Below are 17887 nucleotides of genomic sequence, written 5' to 3' on the forward strand. Positions count from 1 at the left end.
GCCTAGGTGGAGAGCTCCGTGATTTGGCTGTTCACCTGGTCCTGTGTCATCGCACCGGTCCACACGCGCAGCTTCGCCAGGTCGCCCGGCAGGTAGTGGCCGGTCGTGCCCTTTGCCGATCCGCGGCCTGCGGTGAGGGCGCCGCCGCCTTGTTGCGGTGTGCCGAGGCCGGGGTCCTCGTCGCCTGGCTGTACGAACGGGCCGACGTAGAGCTGGGTGAGGCCGAACTGCTGCTGGCCGGTGTCGTCGGTGAAGTCCCGGCCCGCGTCGAAGATGCCGGTCACGTCCATCCAGGTGTCCCACTCCTTCTCGCCGACCGGCTCCTGGGCCGGCGCGAAGGCCGTGTCGACCACCTTGCCGCTGGTATCCACTGTGCTGCGGCCGAACTTCCACAGGTAGCCGTCGGCGGACACCTTCTCCACCCACAGTGCCCAGGACGATTCCCTGCCCACGGGGGTGGCCTGTCCGGCGGCCAGGCCTCGGTAGCCGACCGGTTTGGCCGCCAGCAGCGCCTTGTTCAGCCGCACCCGCGCGGAGACGGTGAAGGAGCCGGTCTCATCGACCACCGGGCCCGCCCCCGATGCGTAGCCGGAGGCGCCGTCCAGGACGAGAGCGGTCGCGTCCTCCCCTGCCAGCTTGGCCCCCGATCCCGACAGCGCCAGAGCGCCGCGGCGGTAGGGGAAGGAGGTGCTGCCCGGGTCGTCGGGATCTTCTGGGCTCTCGGTGACCTGGCTGCCGGAGGAGATGGTGGCGTCCCAGTGGGCGACCAGTTCGTTGGCCGGCGCTCCGTTCCGTGCCAGCAGCCGATTCTCCTCGCGGACTTGCTCGGCGGTCAGCGGCTCCTGCCAGGTCGCGATCTCGTCGATGCGGCCGTGGAAGTACTCGCCGTAGCTGCCGCCGACCTTGGAGCGGCCGACCATCAGGTTCCGGTCGGCCGGCCACGGGGTGTAGGTGGCCGCCGCGTCCGCCAACACGACCGGAGGTCCCTGAGCACGGCCGTTGACGAAGAGCTGGATGGTGTCGTTGCTCTTGTCCCCGTCGTCTTGGGTGTCGTAGACCCCCGTCAGATGGGTCCAGACCTTCAGCGGAGGGTTGGGCGCGTCCGCCATGGAGCGGATGTAGACCGGACCGTCCTTGTCCTGGTCGGTGCGGTTGAACACCCACCGCTTGTGGGTGGCCGAGTAGTAGAGAGTGAATGCCGAGCCATGCTCGCCGGGAGCCGCCAGCACGGTGCGGTTGGCGGAGGCGTCGGTGAGGTAGGCCCAGGCGGACACCGTGAAGGAGTCCTGGGAGTTGACCGGCACCCCGTCCGTGGAGGCGTAGCCGACCTGCTGGGCGGGGTCGTTGAGGTTGTCGTTGAGCCGCAGCGCGAAGTCGCCGGCGCCGCGCCTGCCCATGGTCGACCATCCGGTCCCGGCCTCATCACGCAGCACCGCGTCGTGACGGGTGCCGGTCTCACCGGTGTCCTTGGCCGTCATCAGCCCCGATCCCGGGGCGCCGTCGTCGAAGCGCCAGCGTCCGGTGGGGCCCGAGGAGAGGCTGGCCTTGAAGGCGAACTCAGCCGGCGGCCCCCAGCGCACCCTTCCGTCCTTGTCCAGCTTCAGATCGCTGGCCTCCACGGCGAGGGTCTGGGTGCCCGGCAGGCCGGGTTTGACGTTCTTGACGGTCACCGGGGCGTTCGTGGTGGCCGCGTTCACCGTCTTCGTCTCGTCCGCGTCCGAGGTCAGCAGCCGCCACCGGTAGGCCTTCACGTCCCTGTCGGCCGTGTTCGGCTTGAAGGTGAAGCTGCCCGGCTGGCCCGGACCGCCGTGTGCGGCGCAGTCGTTGGTCGTACATTCGGTGTAGGGGGCGCCAGTGACGATGCTCGGTGCCTTGGGCGCGGTGGAGTCGATCCGCAGGTAGCACCAGGAGGAGTACGGCGAGAACAGATCCCCATCTCTGCCGTTGTAATTCCAGTGCGACTGGGTGCGGGCCTTGAACCGGTAGAGCCCGCCATCGGCCCGCTTCGACGTGACCGTCTTCTCCAGCGCGCCGTCCGGATGCCATCCCGCATCCGGCTCATAGTCCTTCCACACCTCGGACCAACTACCCGATGCCGTGTCGGTACTGGACCGCTGCATGACGAACTCGGCCTGCAGGTAGCCCTCCTCCTCGCCCTGGTGCTGCTCGACCTTGGTCTGCACCCGGGCCTGCACCGTCGGTGTCGCCGTGGTCACCGTCAACGGTGCAGATGAAGGGCGGCAGTAGGCCTTGGTCCCGGCGCCCGGGATGGCGCCGACTGAAGTGGGCACGCCAGGCTTGTGGACGTACCAGACCTTGAGCTCGGCGTTGGAGTCGAAGCGCTTCCAGGCCCGCGGCTCGCCCTCGTCCTTGGCCCGCAGCATCAGGGTCAGCCGGGCGATTTTGCCGTCCGCGAGGGAGCGAACCGTGGAGGTGAGGTTCTCATCCTTCTCGTCGGGGTTGTCATTGAACTCCACCCAGGAGTTGGGCTGGTCCGGGCTGCACAGGTCCCCGCGGCCCGCGGAGACGTAGCGGTCACCCATCTGATCCAACCGCTTGGGGCCCGGCCAGCGCGTGCCTTCAGTGATGTTGTCGGTGCGCTCCAGGTCCACCCAGTACGGGGTGCAGTTGAACGACCACGTCTCATAGGCGCGGAAGGTGGCATCCAGGACCTGCTTGCCGGACAGCTTGGACGCCCCGAACTCGAAGTACATCCGGTCGGTATAGCCGCTGGTGCTGCAGTAGTAGCCGTCGGCGATGCCGCAGCGGCCCACACCTTTGGGCTCGCTGAACTTCCAGAACTTGTCGCCGTCCGACGACAGCTTCGTCCACTCCGACTTGCCCAGCCCCACCGACGGATCGATGAACACCGGATAGACCGTGTCCTTGCCCCGCAGCAGATCCAGGTCCGGCGAGACCGAGACCGTGCCGTCGCCGACGCTCACCGGGAGTTCGGCGCTGGCATCGCCCTCGCCGGGATGAGCCGGGGGCTCTGTGGTGTCCGGTTCGGCCTGCCCAGCGGCGGCCTTCACCGGCCGTGATTGCGGTCGGGGCTGCTCAGCCGTGTCGCCGGCGGAGTCCCACATCTGCCCGGCCGGGCCGCGGAGCACCGCGTTGCCGTCCGCGTCGACGGCCCGCAAACCACCGCCCTCACCGGGGACCAGGCTCAGCCCCTCTCCCCTGGCGGTGAGCTTGACCTTCTCCAGGTCGGGACTGGCCGCGGCCTGGGCCGTCTTGACCACCAGTACCTCGCGGTAGCCCTCGGCCGTCGCAGTCAGCTGCAGGTCCACGCCTTCGATCGGTACATCCGCGTAGGTAGCTGTCGCCCCGTCAAGAGACGGCGTGGGGAGAGCACTTGGCCAGCCCAGCTTCAGGCGCTGGCCTTCGCGGCCCAGCCGCAGCATGTCCGCGCCGCGGCCTCCGCCGGAAAAGGACAGGTCGACAACGGCCGACTTCGGGCCGACCGTGCCATCCGAGCGCTTCTCCAGGGTGACGTCGATGCCCCGCCAGCCCCCGTCCGCGGTCCGGGCCCGCTGCGGCTCGGTGGCCTGCGTGATGACGAAGGTGCCGTCCGGGTTCGCCATCGTCGTCGTGTACTCGGTGCGCTCCTCGGTCACCTCGACCGGCTCCCCTGAGGCCACGGCCCGCTGGGAAGCGGTCTGTTCGCTCACCCCGGGTGTCTCAGGGCCCGCAGGCGTCCGAGCGACTGCCGCATGCGCCACGGACGGCAAAAGCGACAGCAGCATCGCCGCTGTCGCCACCCCTCCGATCACGCAACGTGACTGTCTTCGCGCGCCAGCATAGCCGTGCCCCCGCCTCAACTCCACAGTCCCCACCCCAGAGTCACCAGTTGTTTACAGACTGGGCGAGTCAACGCCTCAACAGTTCCCTGCGTCAATGTGAACTGGGCCACAATTTCCCGCATTCAGGCGGTCGTAAGCAGGAGAAACGGCGGCAAATGGCCCACTTGCCCCTTTGGGGTGCTGACGCCAGGAAACTACTCAGAGTAGTTGCTAGTGGAGAGCCACCCGTGTGGAACCCGCCATGGGCGCTCAGTCACCGACGGGCGCCCCCACCCACCGAAAGCGTGGACGGAGAACACCAGAGACAGCCGGTAGTCCAGGCACCAGAGCCCGGCAAGGAGGCCTCTCAGCTCATGGTCTGCACCAACGAGAACCAGCCACCCCTACAAACCGCCCGACCAGTACGATTACCCAACGTTGGTCTGACGACCGCCTCATGTGTCCGCAGCAGAAGAGCATCCAAACTCAGTGGAGGCTCCAGCAGGCCGGCTCCCCCGAAGCAGCTTCGTCCGCTCGACGCCGCCGGATTCAGCTCACGTACGCCCCTCACCGCCTCCTCCTGGCGTCATCACATCCACCTGATGTCGAGCACCTCGACAACATCGCTCCCCACGGTGCACGTGACTCAGCTTGATGCCCCGAACACCGTGACCGCTGCGACTGGTTGCGCAGCCGCGGTGTCGGCCACCGCGTCGATGAGGGCAAGCACCATCTCGTGTGCGTCGTCCGGCAGCGCCTCCATCACGCCCTCTGCCTGATCTGTGAGTTCCACCCTGCGCATGTCGCCCCCTCGTGTTCCGCAGGAGCGTCACGGTAGAGCCCGCCCGAACAAGTGTTTCGCAGATCTCCGCACATGTGAGACCGCGCACGGCTACGGGCAATCGGCGGTCTGCCAACAAGCGTTCCAGGAGCACGACCCCGCCTGCCACTCCAAGATCCGGCTTGGTCAAGTCCAGGTCTCGGTCGAACCCCGCGAGTTTCACGTACCTGTTCGGCACTTCGACCTCCCCCCATGACCGCACCGAGCCGCTAGACATCCGGGGCATTCCCCCAAACGTGATCCGGTGGTCCAAGGCCCGGGGCCACGGCCGACGTTCGGGCACGCGCGGCATCGTGCACGCTCAGGACGAACCGGTAGGCCCGATGTTCAAGGGCGAGCTGTCGACAGGGGTCACGGTCGCCCCCCTCGACGAAGGCCAGGCCGTGTGTCCGTGCCCGTGACAGCTGTCTGCACCTTCCACGGAACGAGGAGCCGGTAGTGCGCGAGCTGGACGTGCTCTATCGCGTGAAACCGGGTTCAAGTTGATACGCGCGCTGCACAATCAGGTTTGAAGGATGCACTGTTCCGATCGAGCGCAGGCCGCAAGGGCCTGCGAAACGGCTGCGACGTGAAGGTGCGGATATCGAATGGCCCACGATGACGCCTACCACTGGCCTCCCGAGCTGTTGGAGCTTCTGATCGAGCTGGTGCCACGGCTGAGCCGAAGCAAGGACGGAGTCCTCGGGTTCTTGCGCGGAGCGGGCGTCAGTGAGCAGCTGCTCGCCGCCCACCGGCAGCAGCTCGCCGCTGACAGATCAACGATTAGCAAATACAAGATTGTTCGTACCGTGCTCAGTCAGATCAACGAGCAAGGCGACGCCGGCCTGAGGGTTCGACGAGAGCTGCTCAAGCGGGCGATCGAGTTCGAGGACTTCTCCACACTGTGGCCGGACGATCGACTACCGGCACAAGGGTTGCAGGCAAACGTGCGAAGCCTGGTGAACGTCAAGGACTCATTCACCAGGATGAGCCAGGCGCGTGACGATGAACGGGCAGCACGCTTCGCGGCACGCACCGCCGAGTCGGAACGTCTGGCTCGGCGGCGCGCGGAGTTTCAAGCACTTCGCGGCCGACTCGCCAAACTCTGCAACGAAGCGGACCCGCGGAAGCGGGGCACCGCCCTCGAAGACGTACTGAACGATTTGTTCAAGGCCGAGGGGGTCCTGATCAGGGAATCCTTCCTCCTGCGTGACGAGGACGGCCATGTGGCCGAGCAGATCGACGGCGCGCTGGAAATGGACGGGGCCCAGTACCTCGTGGAAATCAAGTGGCGGGGCGAACCCGTCGAGATCAACGCAATGAGCCGCCACCTCGTTCGGGTCTACGGACGTTCGGAAGTCCGCGCGCTGTTCATATCGGCCTCCGGGTTCACCGGGCCGGCGATCAAGGAAAGCGAGCGGGCCCTGAACCAGCGAGTGATCGTTCTCGGTGAACTACGAGAACTCGTCCTCCTGCTCGAACAGGAAGGTGAAGTCGCACACTGGCTGCGCGAGAAGGTCCGCATCGCTCAGCTCGACCGGCGCCCCCTCGCCGTACTGGGCACCGACTTCTGAATCACCCCTGACCCAGGAGCAAGACTTCACATGCGCGTCACTGCGCCAGCCACCGCCGGAGCGGGGCAAGGACCCCAGCCGTTGTGACACCTGGGCATCCGGAGCCGACCTGCGCTGACCAGGGCTGGGGCTGTACCGAATTCGGCAGACGGGCGCACCTGGACGCCAGACGCGACACGAGCGCCCACGAGGAAGTCGAGCAGGCAATCAGAGGCACACCCGACCACAGGAAGCGGTGCAACGGCCTCGCCAGGATCCGGGCCGAGCGTTTCGAACGCGTTCCTAGCCTAAACCTGACGCACGAGGGACCGCCGCGGATGCAAGCCGACAGGGGTCCACAGCAGTCACAGCAGTCACACGCGAGTCACCAACAGCGTCGACGCACCTGAACCACAAGGACCCAAGCAGGGCAAACACTCCCGACCTGGATTACCTAGACACCACGAGACGCATTCGCCCACATGTGCCAGGTCGTACCCAGTGAGGCACCCAGGATGAGGACGGGTGCGTCTTCTGGCCCGTCGAAGCGGTATTGCAGGGTGTCTGCCGGTGTCTCACTCACGTCCTGCACGTTCTCACATCTCACAAAATCTGACGGGCTCGGGTTGCGGACCCGTGCAAGCCGCCCCACACTGTGGCGGCTTCGCGAAGATCCTCGGCAGACGGCTTCACATACCACTTCCTCGTGGTCTTCACGTTCGCGTGTCAGACCCGCCGCGCAAGGACGTGGTCGGCCACGCCCGTGTCGGCCAGGAGGTGAAGCACGACGCGCGAGCATCGTACAGACGCACCCGGCGGCCCTTGAGAAGCTCCGTGAGGCGGTGGACCCGCCTCTGCCATGGCCACCACTGGCAGAGGCCCGCCGAGCAAGACGAGCAGCACCTGAGAATCCGTGGAATTCAGACCCGGTCTCAACGCACCCGGTATGGGCGAGAGCTCAGCTCTCACGCTCGGGGGCCCGGTGAAGTGGGTTCGCCTCTCCGCGAAGGCCCTGACTCCGCCCCCCGTCGGGCTTCCCGTACGAGGCGGGAAGCCCTTCGGGGCACGCCGTGCAGGACGGGTGATTCGGAAGGGCTCGGGGTGGCGTGTCGTGGACGCACGGGCCGTGCATCCGACGTTCGTCCGACCCGGCGATGAGCATCACATCCGGCGGCTGCACGCGCCGACGGAACTCCACCGGGTCAAGTCCCGCGGGATGCCCGCGCTCGCCTCCCCGCGTCATGAGGATGGGCGCCGTGGCGCGCGCGACGAGGCAGCGGCATGCCGGTCCGTGCCGCGGACGGCAGGGCGCCCGCCGTCGAGGCGAATCGTCCCTGCCGTGCCGGCCCGGTCAGGACGTGGGCTGGGCCGTGACGGTTCGTGGATCGCTGGTGCCCGTATAGATCTCCACCATCATCAACAACTGCTCGACCAGCGGCTCGGGCATGACGGGGGCGGTGCTGGAGCCGCCGAAGTAGCTCCAGACCGCCTTGCCGTACGGCCCCGGGGCCGTCCAGCCCCACACGTCGCTCGCCGCTTCGACGACCCGCAGGCCGACTCCCCTGCCGGACAGGCGCGGTGTGGCCGTGCCGGGGTCGAAGACGGCACACGTGAGGTCGCGTCCGTCGCGGAGCAGGGTCACCATCCCCGCACTCGGGAAGGGCTGCGGGCAGAGCTGTCGCGGTCCGTGGGCCAGCGCGTTGACGACCAGCTCGTCGACGACCGCGCGGGCCCGGGGGGCCAGCTCGTACAACTCCCAGTTCTCCAGCGTCGACCCGACGAAATCACGGGCCGCCTCCCTGGACTCGGCACTGTCCACCAGCAGGCAGCAGGCGGAGTAGGAAAGAACGTCGCAGTCAAGGGCCAGGCCGGCGGTCCAGCCCATGGTTTCCGTCATCAGAACTCCCCCTACCTGAAAGGGAACTTGGCGCAATAGGTCCCCTGCACCCATGGTGATGTGGCGTACTTACATCTGCAAGCACATCTGCAAGTACAATCGTAAGTACGTCTGCACGTGCAGGTGCACGTGCATCCGGAGTAGCCTGCCCCGCCAGGTGCGGGCTCGGGGCCAGGTCAGGGAGCCCATATGCAGACTCGGCACAACTGCGACATGGAATATGACAACGGCATTCCTGCCGTGAACATTCTCGGAGTCAGCTGGCGCAAGAGCGGTCACAGCAATCCGAACGGGGAATGCGTGGAGCTCGCCGTCCTGGCGGACGAACACGTCGCGGTACGCAACTCCCGCTTCCCCGCCGGGCCTGCGCTCATCTACACCAAGGCGGAAATCGCGGCCTTCATCCGGGGTGCCAAGAACGGGGATTTCGACGATCTGGAACTGCCCAGAAGCTGACGGAATTGCTGTACAGACGAACGGGCCCGGTGCAACACTGAGCCGACGGACGAGCGGGTCACGGGGAGGGCGAGGCGGCGCGATGTCCCCTCCAGCAGAAGGTGTTCCGCGGATCGGGGAGTCCCTCGGGCAGCGGCGAGGCGGCCCGACCGTCCTGCGCATCGTGCTCGGCACCCAGTTGCGCAGGCTGCGCGAGAGCCGGGGCATCACCCGGGAAGCAGCCGGTGACGCGATCCGCGGTTCGCACGCGAAGATCAGCCGGCTGGAACTGGGGCGGGTGGCGCAGAAGGAGCGTGACGTCGCCGACCTCCTGACGCTCTACGGCGTCCTCGATCCGGACGAGCGCGCCGGGTACATCGGCCTGGCGAAGCGCGCGGGCACCCCTGGTTGGTGGCAGCAGTACGGCGATGTGGTGCCCAGTTGGCTGGAGACCATCCTCGGCCTCGAGGAAGCCGCGTCCGTGATCCGCAGCTACCAGGTGCAGTTCGTGCCCGGCCTGCTGCAGACACCGGCCTACGCGACGGCCGTGGCGAGTCTCGGCGAGGCCCAGGGATCCCTGCGCGACATCGCCAGGAAGGTCGAAGTGCGTCTGCGCCGACAGCAGTTGATCACCCAGCCCGGCGGCCCGAAGCTGTGGTTCGTGGTGGACGAGGCGGCGGTGCGCCGCCCCATGGGCGGCCACGCGGTGATGCAGGAGCAGATACGTCACCTCATCGAGATGTCCCAACTGCCCAACGTCACCGTGCAGGTGGCGCCGCTCGAAGCGGGTGCGGCGACCGCCGTCGGCGGCCCGGTGACGATCCTGCGCTTCCTGGAACCCGACCTGCCGGACATCGTCTATCTCGAACAGCTCACCAGCGCCCTGTACTTGGACAAGCGCTCGGACGTCGAGAACTACATGCTGGTGATGGACCGGGTGTGCACCGCGGCACCCGACGCGGTGGCCAGCGTCCGCTTCCTGGAGCAGTTGCTCGACTGACGGAGCCGGCCGGCCCGCGACGGCGCCTCAGGGATGGGCCTCAGGGATGGCGTGCGCTTCACACGTTGCGCGTGCCTCAGGGTTTGCGCGCGACCGCGCCGAACTCGTCGACCTCCGCGGGCTCGCCGAAAGGATTCTCCGGCGGGCGCCACCGGGAGCACGACACGACGCCCGGCTCCAGCAGCTCCAGCCCCTCGTAGAAGAGCGCCAGCTGCTCGGGGCGGCGCAGGTGGTAGGTCGGCCGGCCGACCTGGTTCCAGAGGGAGATGGCGTGCTCGAAGGCATCGCCGGTGATCACGTTCGTCCCGTCGGCCGAGACCAGGTAGCTGCCCGCCGGCAGGGCGCGGGTCAGCCGCCGCACGAGGGAGACGGCCTCGGCGGTGTCCTCCACGTGCCCCAGCACATTGAGCAGGATCAGGGCGATGGGGCGCTCGAAGTCCAGCAGCCGGCTCGCGCTCGCCACGATGCCGTCGGGATCGCGCAGATCCGCGTCCACGTACCGGGTGGCCCCTTCCGCGCTGGACGTCAGCAGCGCCCGGGCGTGGGCCAGGACCATCGGGTCGTTGTCCACGTAGACGATCCGCGCCTCGGGAGCCGTGCGCTGGGCCACCTCATGCGTGTTGTCGAGCGTGGGCAGTCCGGTGCCGACGTCGAGGAACTGGCGGATCCCCCGCTCGCCCGCGAGGTGCGTGACCGCCCTGCTCAGGAAGGCACGTGAATGCCGGGCGATCGGCACGATGTCCGGATACACCTGGACGAACTCGTCGCCGACCGCGCGATCGACCTGGTAGTGGTCCTTGCCGCCGAGCCAGTAGTTCCAGATCCGCGGCGAGTGCGGCACGGTGATGTCGACGGCGGGGTCGAGGGGGCTCCCCGGCCGGGGCACGGCGTCTTCGCTCACGGGGGCATCTCCCGACGGGAGGCGGGCACGACACCGCACAACGTATCGGGGTGGAGCGGGCCCTGGCCACCGGTTCCAGGCACGTCAGGCACTCAGGCGCGTCGGGCACGTCGGGCACGTCGGGCACATCAGGCACTGGACGGTCGCTGTCACCCGTGGAAGCGGGTAGGGAGTCCCCGACAGATCCACGTCGGATCCACATCGCCCGCACCACGAGGAACCGTATGAGCGCGCCGCACCCGACCCCCGCCCCGCCCCACCTCGACGCCGCCACCATGGCCCGTCACGTCCCGATGTCCACCGCCGTCGACGCGCTGGAGGCCGTGCTGGCCGCCGGGTTCGATCCGGCGGCCGAACCGCCCCGCTCCGTCGTGGACGTCCCCGGCGGCCAGCTCCTCCTGATGCCGTCGGCCACGGCCTCGTACACCGGCGTGAAGGTCGCCACGGTCACGCCGGGCAACGCCGACCGGGGCCTGCCCCGCATCCAGGGCCTGTACCTCCTCCTGGACGGGGTGACCCACACGCCGCTCGCCCTCCTGGACGGCATCGCGCTGACATCGCTGCGCACTCCCGCGGTGTCCGGGGTCGCGCTCCGGCACCTGGCGGTCACGGAAGCCGAGCGGCTGCTCGTCTTCGGGTCGGGCCCGCAGGCGTGGGGGCACGTCGAGGCGGTGCGGGCGGTGCGACCGGCCCTGCGCCACGTCGACGTGGTGGCGCGCGACGCGGGCCGGGTGGCCGCCTTCGTCGACCGTTGCCGCGCCGCGGGCCTCTCGGCTGCCGTGGCGACGCCGGAGGCCGCGGCGCGGGCCGACATCGTCTGCTGCTGCACCACGGCGCGCGAGCCCCTCTTCGACGGCTCCCTGCTCCCCGACCACGCGACGGTCGCCGCGGTCGGCTCCCACGAGCCGGACGCCCGCGAGGTCGACGCCCCGCTGGTGGGCCGCGCCACGGTGGTGGCGGAGTCCCGCGCGGTGGCGGAGCGCGAGTGCGGCGACCTCGTCCTCGCCGCCGCGCAGGGAACCTTCGCGATGGCGGGGCTGCACACCCTGGACGCCCTGGTCAGGGGCGAGGTGAAGGTCGCGGAGGACCGGCCGCGGCTCTTCAAGTCGGCGGGGATGGCCTGGGAGGACCTGACGGTGGCGGCCGCCGCGTACGAAGGGTGGACGGCCGCCGGGTGAGTGCCTCGGGCCCGCCGGGTGAGTGACTGGGGGGTCCCGGGTGAGTGCCTCAGGCCTCCACCGTCACCGCGTGCCGGATCACCGCGTCGAACAGGTACCCCTGGGTGTTGGGCACCGTCGTCTCCGGCTGGGTGCGGCCGGTGGTGTCCGTGGCGCGGGAGAGGAGTTCGGCGGGGCCCGGCTTGTCGGGTGTCCAGGGCACCGACCAGCGGGTCCACGAGCCCCGGTGCGAGGCGTCGTGGAGCCGCGCCCGCCGCCAGGATCCGCCGCCGTCCGTGCTGACCTCGACCCGGGTGATCGCGCCCGATGCCGACCAGGCGCGGCCGGTGAGCCGGTGCCGGGTCTGCGCGGACAGGTTGGCGTTCCACGGGAGCTCGAAGGCCGACTTCAGGGTCTGGCGGGTGAGCGGGGCGCTGCCCTCGGGCGGGTAGGCGTCGCCGTAGAGCCGGTAGAACTCGGTGTTCCAGGGCGAGAAGAGGGGCACGGCAGAGACCTCGATGTCGCCGACCCACTTGATCGAGGAGATGCCGACCCAGGACGGGGCGAGGACGCGGACGGGGTGGCCGTGGTCGGGCGGCAGGGGCGCGCCGTTCATCTCGTAGGCGAGGAGGACGTCGTCGAGTGCCTTGGAGACGGGCATGGGGCGGCGGACGCGGCCGTAGTTCGTGCCGTTGGCCGTGACGTACTCGTCGTCGAGGCCGCGCGGCATCACGTCCACCGCCCGGCGGGAGAGGCCCGCCTTGCGCAGGACGTCGGCAAGGCGCACGCCGCGCCAGCGTGCGGTGCCGATCGCGCCCGTGGTCCACGGGGTGCCGGTGGCCGGCTGGTGCTGCTGGGTCGTGAAGAAGTTCCTGGCGTTGCCCGCGCATTCGACGAACGCCGTGCGCGTCACCGCAGGCATGCGCTTGAGGTCCGCGAGGGTGAACTGCCGCGCGCCGCCCGCCAGTCCGTCCCCCCAGACGTTCAGCCGCCAGGTCGCCGCGTCGATGCGGGGCGTCGTCGTGTGGTTGCGGACGAAGAAGTGCGAGACGGGCGTGGTGTGGCCGGTGTCCGCGAGGGCTTCGAAGCGGGTCTCCGCGTTCGTGCCGTGGATGATGAACCGCTCCGGCGGCAGCGGCTTGACGATGCCGTCCCCCGCCGCCTCCGCCGCCCCCGCCTCCGCCGCCGACAGGGCGACGGGCATCGCCGAGACGAGGCCCGCGGCGGCGAGGAGGCCCAGCAGGTCGCGGCGGCCCACCCCCTCGGCGCGGGCCTCACCGGCCAACCACTGGTCGAGTCTGTGCCGGTCGTACGCCGACTCCGATTCCGGATTCTTTGTCATGGCCACACGCTAGAAGGCCGGACGGCGGGCCGCTCCGGGATCGCCTTGATCTTCACATGCGGGCAAAAAGGTTCAGGGGGTCGTCGACGACACCACGTAGACCATCGGGTGCTGCGTGTTCGAGCGGTCCACGACGATGTCCAGCGTCGGCGTCGGGTCCTTCTGCTCGTGGGTGAGGCCCGACCAGGGGCCGGGGCCCGTGAACTCCCAGCCGACGACCTTCCGGTCGCGCTTGCTGATGGTGATGTCGTTCGGCTCCAGCTCACCCTCGGAGGTGCCGACCCGCTTGAGGAACTTGTTGAGGCCCTTGTTGCTGGTGAGGAACTGGACGTAGAGGCGGCTGGTGCGCCAGTTGTTCGTCTCGTAGTAGGCGACCTCCTCCGAGTACGCCGGGACCGGCACGTCGTACAGGCGGCGCTGGACCTTGGAGGGCCAGCCCGCGGTGAGGCCCGTCGCGGAGTACTTGTCCTCCTTGTCGCGGCCGCTGTTGCGGCTCTGGTTCGCGGAGATCACCAGGTAGCCGGCGGGCACGCCGATGAGCAGCACGATGATGATCGCCGTCAGCCAGCGGCGGCGGATCATGTGGCTGCGGTCCTCCGTCTTGCCCCCGCCGCGGCGCGGTGGTTCGGGGGCGCCGGGGAGGTCCGGGGAGGAGGGCTGGCGGGGCACGGTCATCTACTGGGTTCCCTGGGAGGTGCGGTCGTCGGTGCGGCGCGCCTCGGCGTAGCGCTCATAGCGTTCGTAGCGCTCCACGCGGCGGCGGTTGGCGCGGCGGAAGCGGCGGGCGACCAGCCGGGCCAGGTCGGCGGCACCGACCATGCCGGCCTCGGGGCCGAGCTGGGCGCGGGCGATGCGGGCCTCGGGGCGGTAGCCGCGGCCGGTCAGGTGGCGGCGGAAGGCGTCGCGGGCCGGGCCGATCAGGAGGTCGTCGGCGGCCGAGACGCCGCCGCCGATCACGAAGCAGGAGGGGTCGAGCGCGGCGGCGAGGTTGGCGATGCCGACGCCCAGCCACTGGCCGATGTCCTGGAGGAGTTCGACGCACATGGCGTCGCCCTCGCGGGCCAGCTCGGTGATGAGCGGCCCGGTGATGTCGGGGACGTTGCCCTTGACGCGCTCGATGATCCCGTACGCGACCGGGGAGTCGGCGGCGGCGAGCTCGCGAGCCTCACGGACCAGGGCGTTGCCGGAGCTGTACTGCTCCCAGCAGCCCCGGTTGCCGCACGGGCAGCGGTGCCCGCCGGGGACGACCTGCATGTGCCCGAACTCGCCGGCCACCCCGAACTTGCCGCGCTTGACCTGGCCGTCCTCCAGGATCGCGCCGCCGATGCCCGTCCCGAGGGTGATCATCACGAGGTGGTCCTCGCCGCGGCCCGCGCCGAAGCGCCACTCCGCCCAGGCCGCCGTGTTCGCGTCGTTGTCCACCATGACGGGGACGGCGAGGCGGCCGGAGATGCGGTCGCGCAGCGGTTCGTTGCGCCAGGACAGGTGGGGGGCGAAGAGCACGCGGTTGCGGTCCGCGTCCACCCAGCCCGCCGCGCCGATGCCCACCGCGTGCACGTCGTGCCGGTCGGAGAGGTCAAGGACCAGCTCGACGATGGTGTCCTCGACGACGCGGGGGCTCTTGGACTTGTCCGGGGTCTCCGTGCGCAGGGTCTCCAGGATGTTGCCGTCGGGGTCGACGACGCCCGCCATCACCTTGGTGCCGCCGATGTCGATGCCGACGGTGTTGACGCGCGGCGCCGTGAGGTGCGATCGGCGTTCGCGGGTGCCCACGGTCCGCAGGACGGTGGCTCGTGCGGAGCCGCGGTGCGCGAGGTCGCGGTAGGTGCTCATTGCGGCGATTCTGCCTCACGCTCGCGGGGGCGCGCACGACGGGCCCCCGGGGCCGCAGTGGCGTCCGGGTGGCCCGGGGCCGGGGCCTCAGGGGCACGGGGAACCGCGCGACGGGCCGCAGAGAAGCCGCAGCCGCGTCTGTCGGGCGACCCGGCAGACGCGGCTGCGGCCCTTCTCGGGCTGGGCGCGCGGTTCCCCGCGCCCCTTCACGTCACTCCTGGGCGCCCCGGCCCTCCAGCTCGTGGCGCAGGTCGTCCAGCTCGGAGCCGCCCGCCATCTGGCGGGTCAGTTCGTCGAGGGTCGTCTCGTCGCGGGCGTAGCTGCCGAACATCGTGCCGCGCTTGAGGAGCACGAAACGGTCGCCGACCAGGTACGCGTGGTGCGGGTTGTGCGTGATCAGGACCACGCCGAGTCCCGCGTCCCGCGCCGCGGCGACGTACTTCAGGACGACGCCCGACTGCTTCACGCCGAGCGCGGCCGTCGGCTCGTCAAGGACGAGGACCTTCGCACCGAAGTGGACGGCCCGCGCGATGGCCACGCACTGGCGCTCGCCGCCCGAGAGGGTGCCGATGGGCTGGTCCACGTCGCGCAGGTCGATGCCCATGCGGAGCAGTTCCGCGCGGGTCGTCTCGCGCATGAGGTCGACGTCCATCCGGCGGAAGGGGCCCACGCCCTTCGTCGGCTCGGAGCCGAGGAAGAAGTTCCGCCAGACCGGCATCAGGGGGACCACCGCGAGGTCCTGGTAGACCGTGGCGATGCCGAGGTCCAGCGCCTCGCGCGGGTTGGCGAGCCGGGTCTCCTCGCCCTCGATCGTGAAGCTCCCGGAGTCGTGCCGGTGCAGACCCGCGATGATCTTGATGAGGGTGGACTTGCCCGCGCCGTTGTCGCCGAGCACGCAGGAGATCTCGCCGGCGTGCACCTCCAGGGAGACGCCTTCGAGGGCGCGGATGTTGCCGTAGTACTTACTGACGTCGTCGAGCTCGACGAGCGGGGTGCGCCCGCCCTCGGGGGCCGCGTCGTCCTTCGTCACGTCCGAGATCATTTCGTCGCCTCCGCGCGCTTGCGGACCCAGTGGTTGAGCAGGGTCGCCAGCAGCAACATCACGCCCAGGAAGAACTTGAACCAGTCGGAGTTCCACTCCGCGAACACGATGCCCTTGCTGACCATGCCGAAGATCAGCGCACCGACGGCCGCACCGACCGCGGAGCCGTAACCGCCGGTGATGAGGCAGCCGCCGATGACGGCCGCGACGATGTAGATCAGTTCGTTGCCGACGCCCTCGCCCGACTGCACGGTGTCGTACGAGAACAGCAGGTGCTGGCCGGAGATCCACGCGCCGAACGCGACGCCCATGTAGAGGCCGATCTTGGTCTTGGCGACCGGGACGCCGACGGCACGGGCCGCGTCCTCGCCACCGCCGACCGCGAAGATCCAGTTGCCGACGCGGGTGCGCAGCAGGATCCAGGTGGCGATCGCGATCAGACCGAGCCACCAGAGGATGGTGATCTTGAAGTCGACGCCGCCGATGGTGACGGCCGAGGCGAAGACGTCCTTGGCCGAGGAGAAGCCCTCCATGTCGGAGATCGACTTGGTGGAGACCGTGCCGCTGATCAGCTTCGTGAAGCCGAGGTTCATGCCGGTCAGCATCAGGAACGTGCCGAGCGTGATGATGAAGCTCGGCGGGTCGGTGCGGGTCAGCATCACGCCGTTGAAGACGCCGACGGCGAGGGTGACCAGGAGCGAGACGCCGACGCCGACCCAGACGTTCGCCGTCATCTGGTAGCTGAACATCGACGACACGAGGGCGGACGTCGTCACGAGGACGCCCGCCGACAGGTCGAACTCGCCGCCGATCATCAGCAGCGCCACCGGCACCGCCATGATGCCGAGCGTCGAGGCCGCGTACAGGACCGTCGCGAGGCTGTTGGCCTGCAGGAAGCTGTCCGCGACGATCGCGAAGAAGATGAAGACGGCGATGGCGCCGACGACCGAACCGAGCTCGGGGCGGCCCATCAGCTTCTTCAGGGGCGATGCCTTGACGAGGCGCTCGTCGGCCTTGGCATCCGGGGCGGGCGCGGGTGCTGTCGCGATCATCGGGTCCCTCGCTTCGCGTATTCCTCCAGCTCGGCGGCCTGGTCCTTGGTGACGATCTGCGGTCCGGTGAGGACGGGCTTGCCGCCGCCGAGGACGTCGGCGTTGTACTTGTAGAGCCACAGCAGGTCGACGGCCTCGTACCCCTGGAGGTAGGGCTGCTGGTCGACGGCGAAGCCGAGGGAGCCGGACTTCAGGCCGGCGGCGACCTTCTCGTTGAGGTCGAAGGTGTCGACCTTGGCCTTGCTGCCCGCGCTGTCCGCGGCCTTGACGGCGGTGTCCGCGAAGGGCGCGCCGAGTGTGACGACCGCGTCGACGGCCTTGTCGGACTGCAGCTTGGCCTCGATGGAAGACTGCACGTCGGGCATGTTGGTGCCGGTCACGTACAGGTTCTGCATCGTGCCGTCGAAGGTCTTCTTGGCGCCCTCGCAGCGCTGCTCGTGGCCGACGTTGCCCTGCTCGTGCAGGATGCAGAGCGCCTTCTTCTTGCCGCGCTTGTTGAGCTCCTCGCCGACGGCCTCGCCCGCGATCGTCTCGTCCTGGCCGATGTGGGTGAGCGCGCCGAACTTCTTGGACTCCGCGGAGCCGGAGTTCACGGTGATCACCGGGATGCCGGCCTTCTCGGCGCGGGCCAGGGCGCCCTTCATCGCGTCCGGCTTGGCCAGCGTGACGATGATCCCGTCGACCTTCTTGTCGATGTAGGAGTCCACGAGCTGGGCCTGCTGCTGGGCCTCGTCGTCGTGGGCGTACAGGAAGTTGATGTTGTCCTTGACGGCGGCCTGCTTGGCACCGTTCTGGACGATGTCCCAGAAGGTGTCGCCGTCGCCCGAGTGGGTCACCATGCCGAAGGTCCAGCGCGGCGTGTTCACCGCGGCCTTCCCGCCCGCGGACGCCGCCTTGCGGGCGTCCTCCGCGCGCTTTCCGCCGGTGCTGCTGCATCCGGTCAGTCCCGCGGTCACTCCGAGCACCGCCACCAGCACGGCGCCCACCGCACGTACCCCTGTCTTCACCCTTGCCACGACGCCGTGCCCTTCTAGCTCTACTGCTCTGTGCGGCCGGTCCGGATCCCCGGCCCC

At 69.3% G+C, this 17887-nt stretch carries 14 protein-coding genes; 4 read left to right on the forward strand and 10 right to left on the reverse strand.

Annotation, left to right across the window (positions count from 1 at the left end):
- Positions 1 to 2 precede the first annotated feature (2 nt).
- On the reverse strand, positions 3 to 3746 hold the full coding sequence (locus ACZ592_RS15155) for a LamG-like jellyroll fold domain-containing protein (RefSeq protein WP_471582449.1): 3744 nt from the start codon (positions 3744 to 3746) through the stop codon (positions 3 to 5).
- 682 nt (positions 3747 to 4428) lie between these two features.
- The gene (locus ACZ592_RS15160) at positions 4429 to 4584 is read right to left on the reverse strand and encodes a hypothetical protein (RefSeq protein ID WP_471581994.1); all 156 of its coding nucleotides are present in this window, start codon (positions 4582 to 4584) and stop codon (positions 4429 to 4431) included.
- Positions 4585 to 5210: 626 nt separating this feature from the next.
- On the opposite strand from ACZ592_RS15160, the gene ACZ592_RS15165 reads away from it, so the two are divergent.
- Positions 5211 to 6176, forward strand: coding sequence for a restriction endonuclease (locus ACZ592_RS15165; protein ID WP_471581995.1), 966 nt, complete (start codon positions 5211 to 5213; stop codon positions 6174 to 6176).
- Positions 6177 to 7506: 1330 nt separating this feature from the next.
- Here the strand turns inward: ACZ592_RS15165 and ACZ592_RS15170 are convergent.
- Positions 7507 to 8052, reverse strand: a complete 546-nt coding sequence (locus ACZ592_RS15170; protein ID WP_471581996.1) for an ATP-binding protein — start codon at positions 8050 to 8052, stop codon at positions 7507 to 7509.
- A gap of 213 nt (positions 8053 to 8265) precedes the next feature.
- Between ACZ592_RS15170 and ACZ592_RS15175 the strand changes: the two genes are divergently transcribed.
- Together ACZ592_RS15175 and ACZ592_RS15180 are read left to right on the forward strand one after the other, a co-directional pair.
- On the forward strand, positions 8266 to 8508 hold the full coding sequence (locus tag ACZ592_RS15175; RefSeq protein WP_471581997.1) for a DUF397 domain-containing protein: 243 nt from the start codon (positions 8266 to 8268) through the stop codon (positions 8506 to 8508).
- Positions 8509 to 8590: 82 nt separating this feature from the next.
- Positions 8591 to 9487 carry a helix-turn-helix domain-containing protein gene (locus ACZ592_RS15180; protein ID WP_471581998.1) on the forward strand — a complete coding sequence of 299 codons (897 nt, stop codon included), beginning with the start codon at positions 8591 to 8593 and terminating at the stop codon, positions 9485 to 9487.
- A 76-nt stretch (positions 9488 to 9563) separates the two neighbouring features.
- Here ACZ592_RS15180 and ACZ592_RS15185 read toward each other — a convergent pair whose 3' ends face one another.
- Entirely contained in the window at positions 9564 to 10388 is an 825-nt protein-coding gene (locus ACZ592_RS15185; RefSeq protein ID WP_471581999.1) for an SAM-dependent methyltransferase, read from the reverse strand.
- A gap of 224 nt (positions 10389 to 10612) precedes the next feature.
- Here ACZ592_RS15185 and ACZ592_RS15190 point away from each other — a divergent pair, with 224 nt between their 5' ends.
- Complete coding sequence (locus tag ACZ592_RS15190; protein ID WP_471582000.1) at positions 10613 to 11566, forward strand: ornithine cyclodeaminase family protein; 954 nt, start codon at positions 10613 to 10615, stop codon at positions 11564 to 11566.
- Between the two features lie 49 nt (positions 11567 to 11615).
- Here the strand turns inward: ACZ592_RS15190 and ACZ592_RS15195 are convergent, their stop codons facing one another.
- The 6 genes from ACZ592_RS15195 to ACZ592_RS15220 form a co-directional block, all read right to left on the reverse strand.
- Positions 11616 to 12887, reverse strand: a complete 1272-nt coding sequence (locus ACZ592_RS15195; protein ID WP_471582001.1) for a sulfite oxidase — start codon at positions 12885 to 12887, stop codon at positions 11616 to 11618.
- Positions 12888 to 12959: 72 nt separating this feature from the next.
- Complete coding sequence (locus tag ACZ592_RS15200) at positions 12960 to 13562, reverse strand: sugar kinase (protein ID WP_471582002.1); 603 nt, start codon at positions 13560 to 13562, stop codon at positions 12960 to 12962.
- On the reverse strand, positions 13563 to 14720 hold the full coding sequence (locus ACZ592_RS15205) for an ROK family glucokinase (protein ID WP_471582003.1): 1158 nt from the start codon (positions 14718 to 14720) through the stop codon (positions 13563 to 13565).
- A gap of 211 nt (positions 14721 to 14931) precedes the next feature.
- Positions 14932 to 15762, reverse strand: a complete 831-nt coding sequence (locus ACZ592_RS15210) for an ATP-binding cassette domain-containing protein (RefSeq protein ID WP_471582004.1) — start codon at positions 15760 to 15762, stop codon at positions 14932 to 14934.
- Positions 15759 to 16814 carry an ABC transporter permease gene (locus tag ACZ592_RS15215; RefSeq protein ID WP_471582005.1) on the reverse strand — a complete coding sequence of 352 codons (1056 nt, stop codon included), beginning with the start codon at positions 16812 to 16814 and terminating at the stop codon, positions 15759 to 15761. The genes ACZ592_RS15210 and ACZ592_RS15215 overlap by 4 nt, the downstream gene beginning before the upstream one ends.
- Positions 16811 to 17830, reverse strand: a complete 1020-nt coding sequence (locus tag ACZ592_RS15220; RefSeq protein ID WP_471582006.1) for a sugar ABC transporter substrate-binding protein — start codon at positions 17828 to 17830, stop codon at positions 16811 to 16813. The genes ACZ592_RS15215 and ACZ592_RS15220 overlap by 4 nt, the downstream gene beginning before the upstream one ends.
- Positions 17831 to 17887 lie beyond the last annotated feature (57 nt).

This window comes from Streptomyces sp. NPDC040622, from assembly GCF_055593965.1.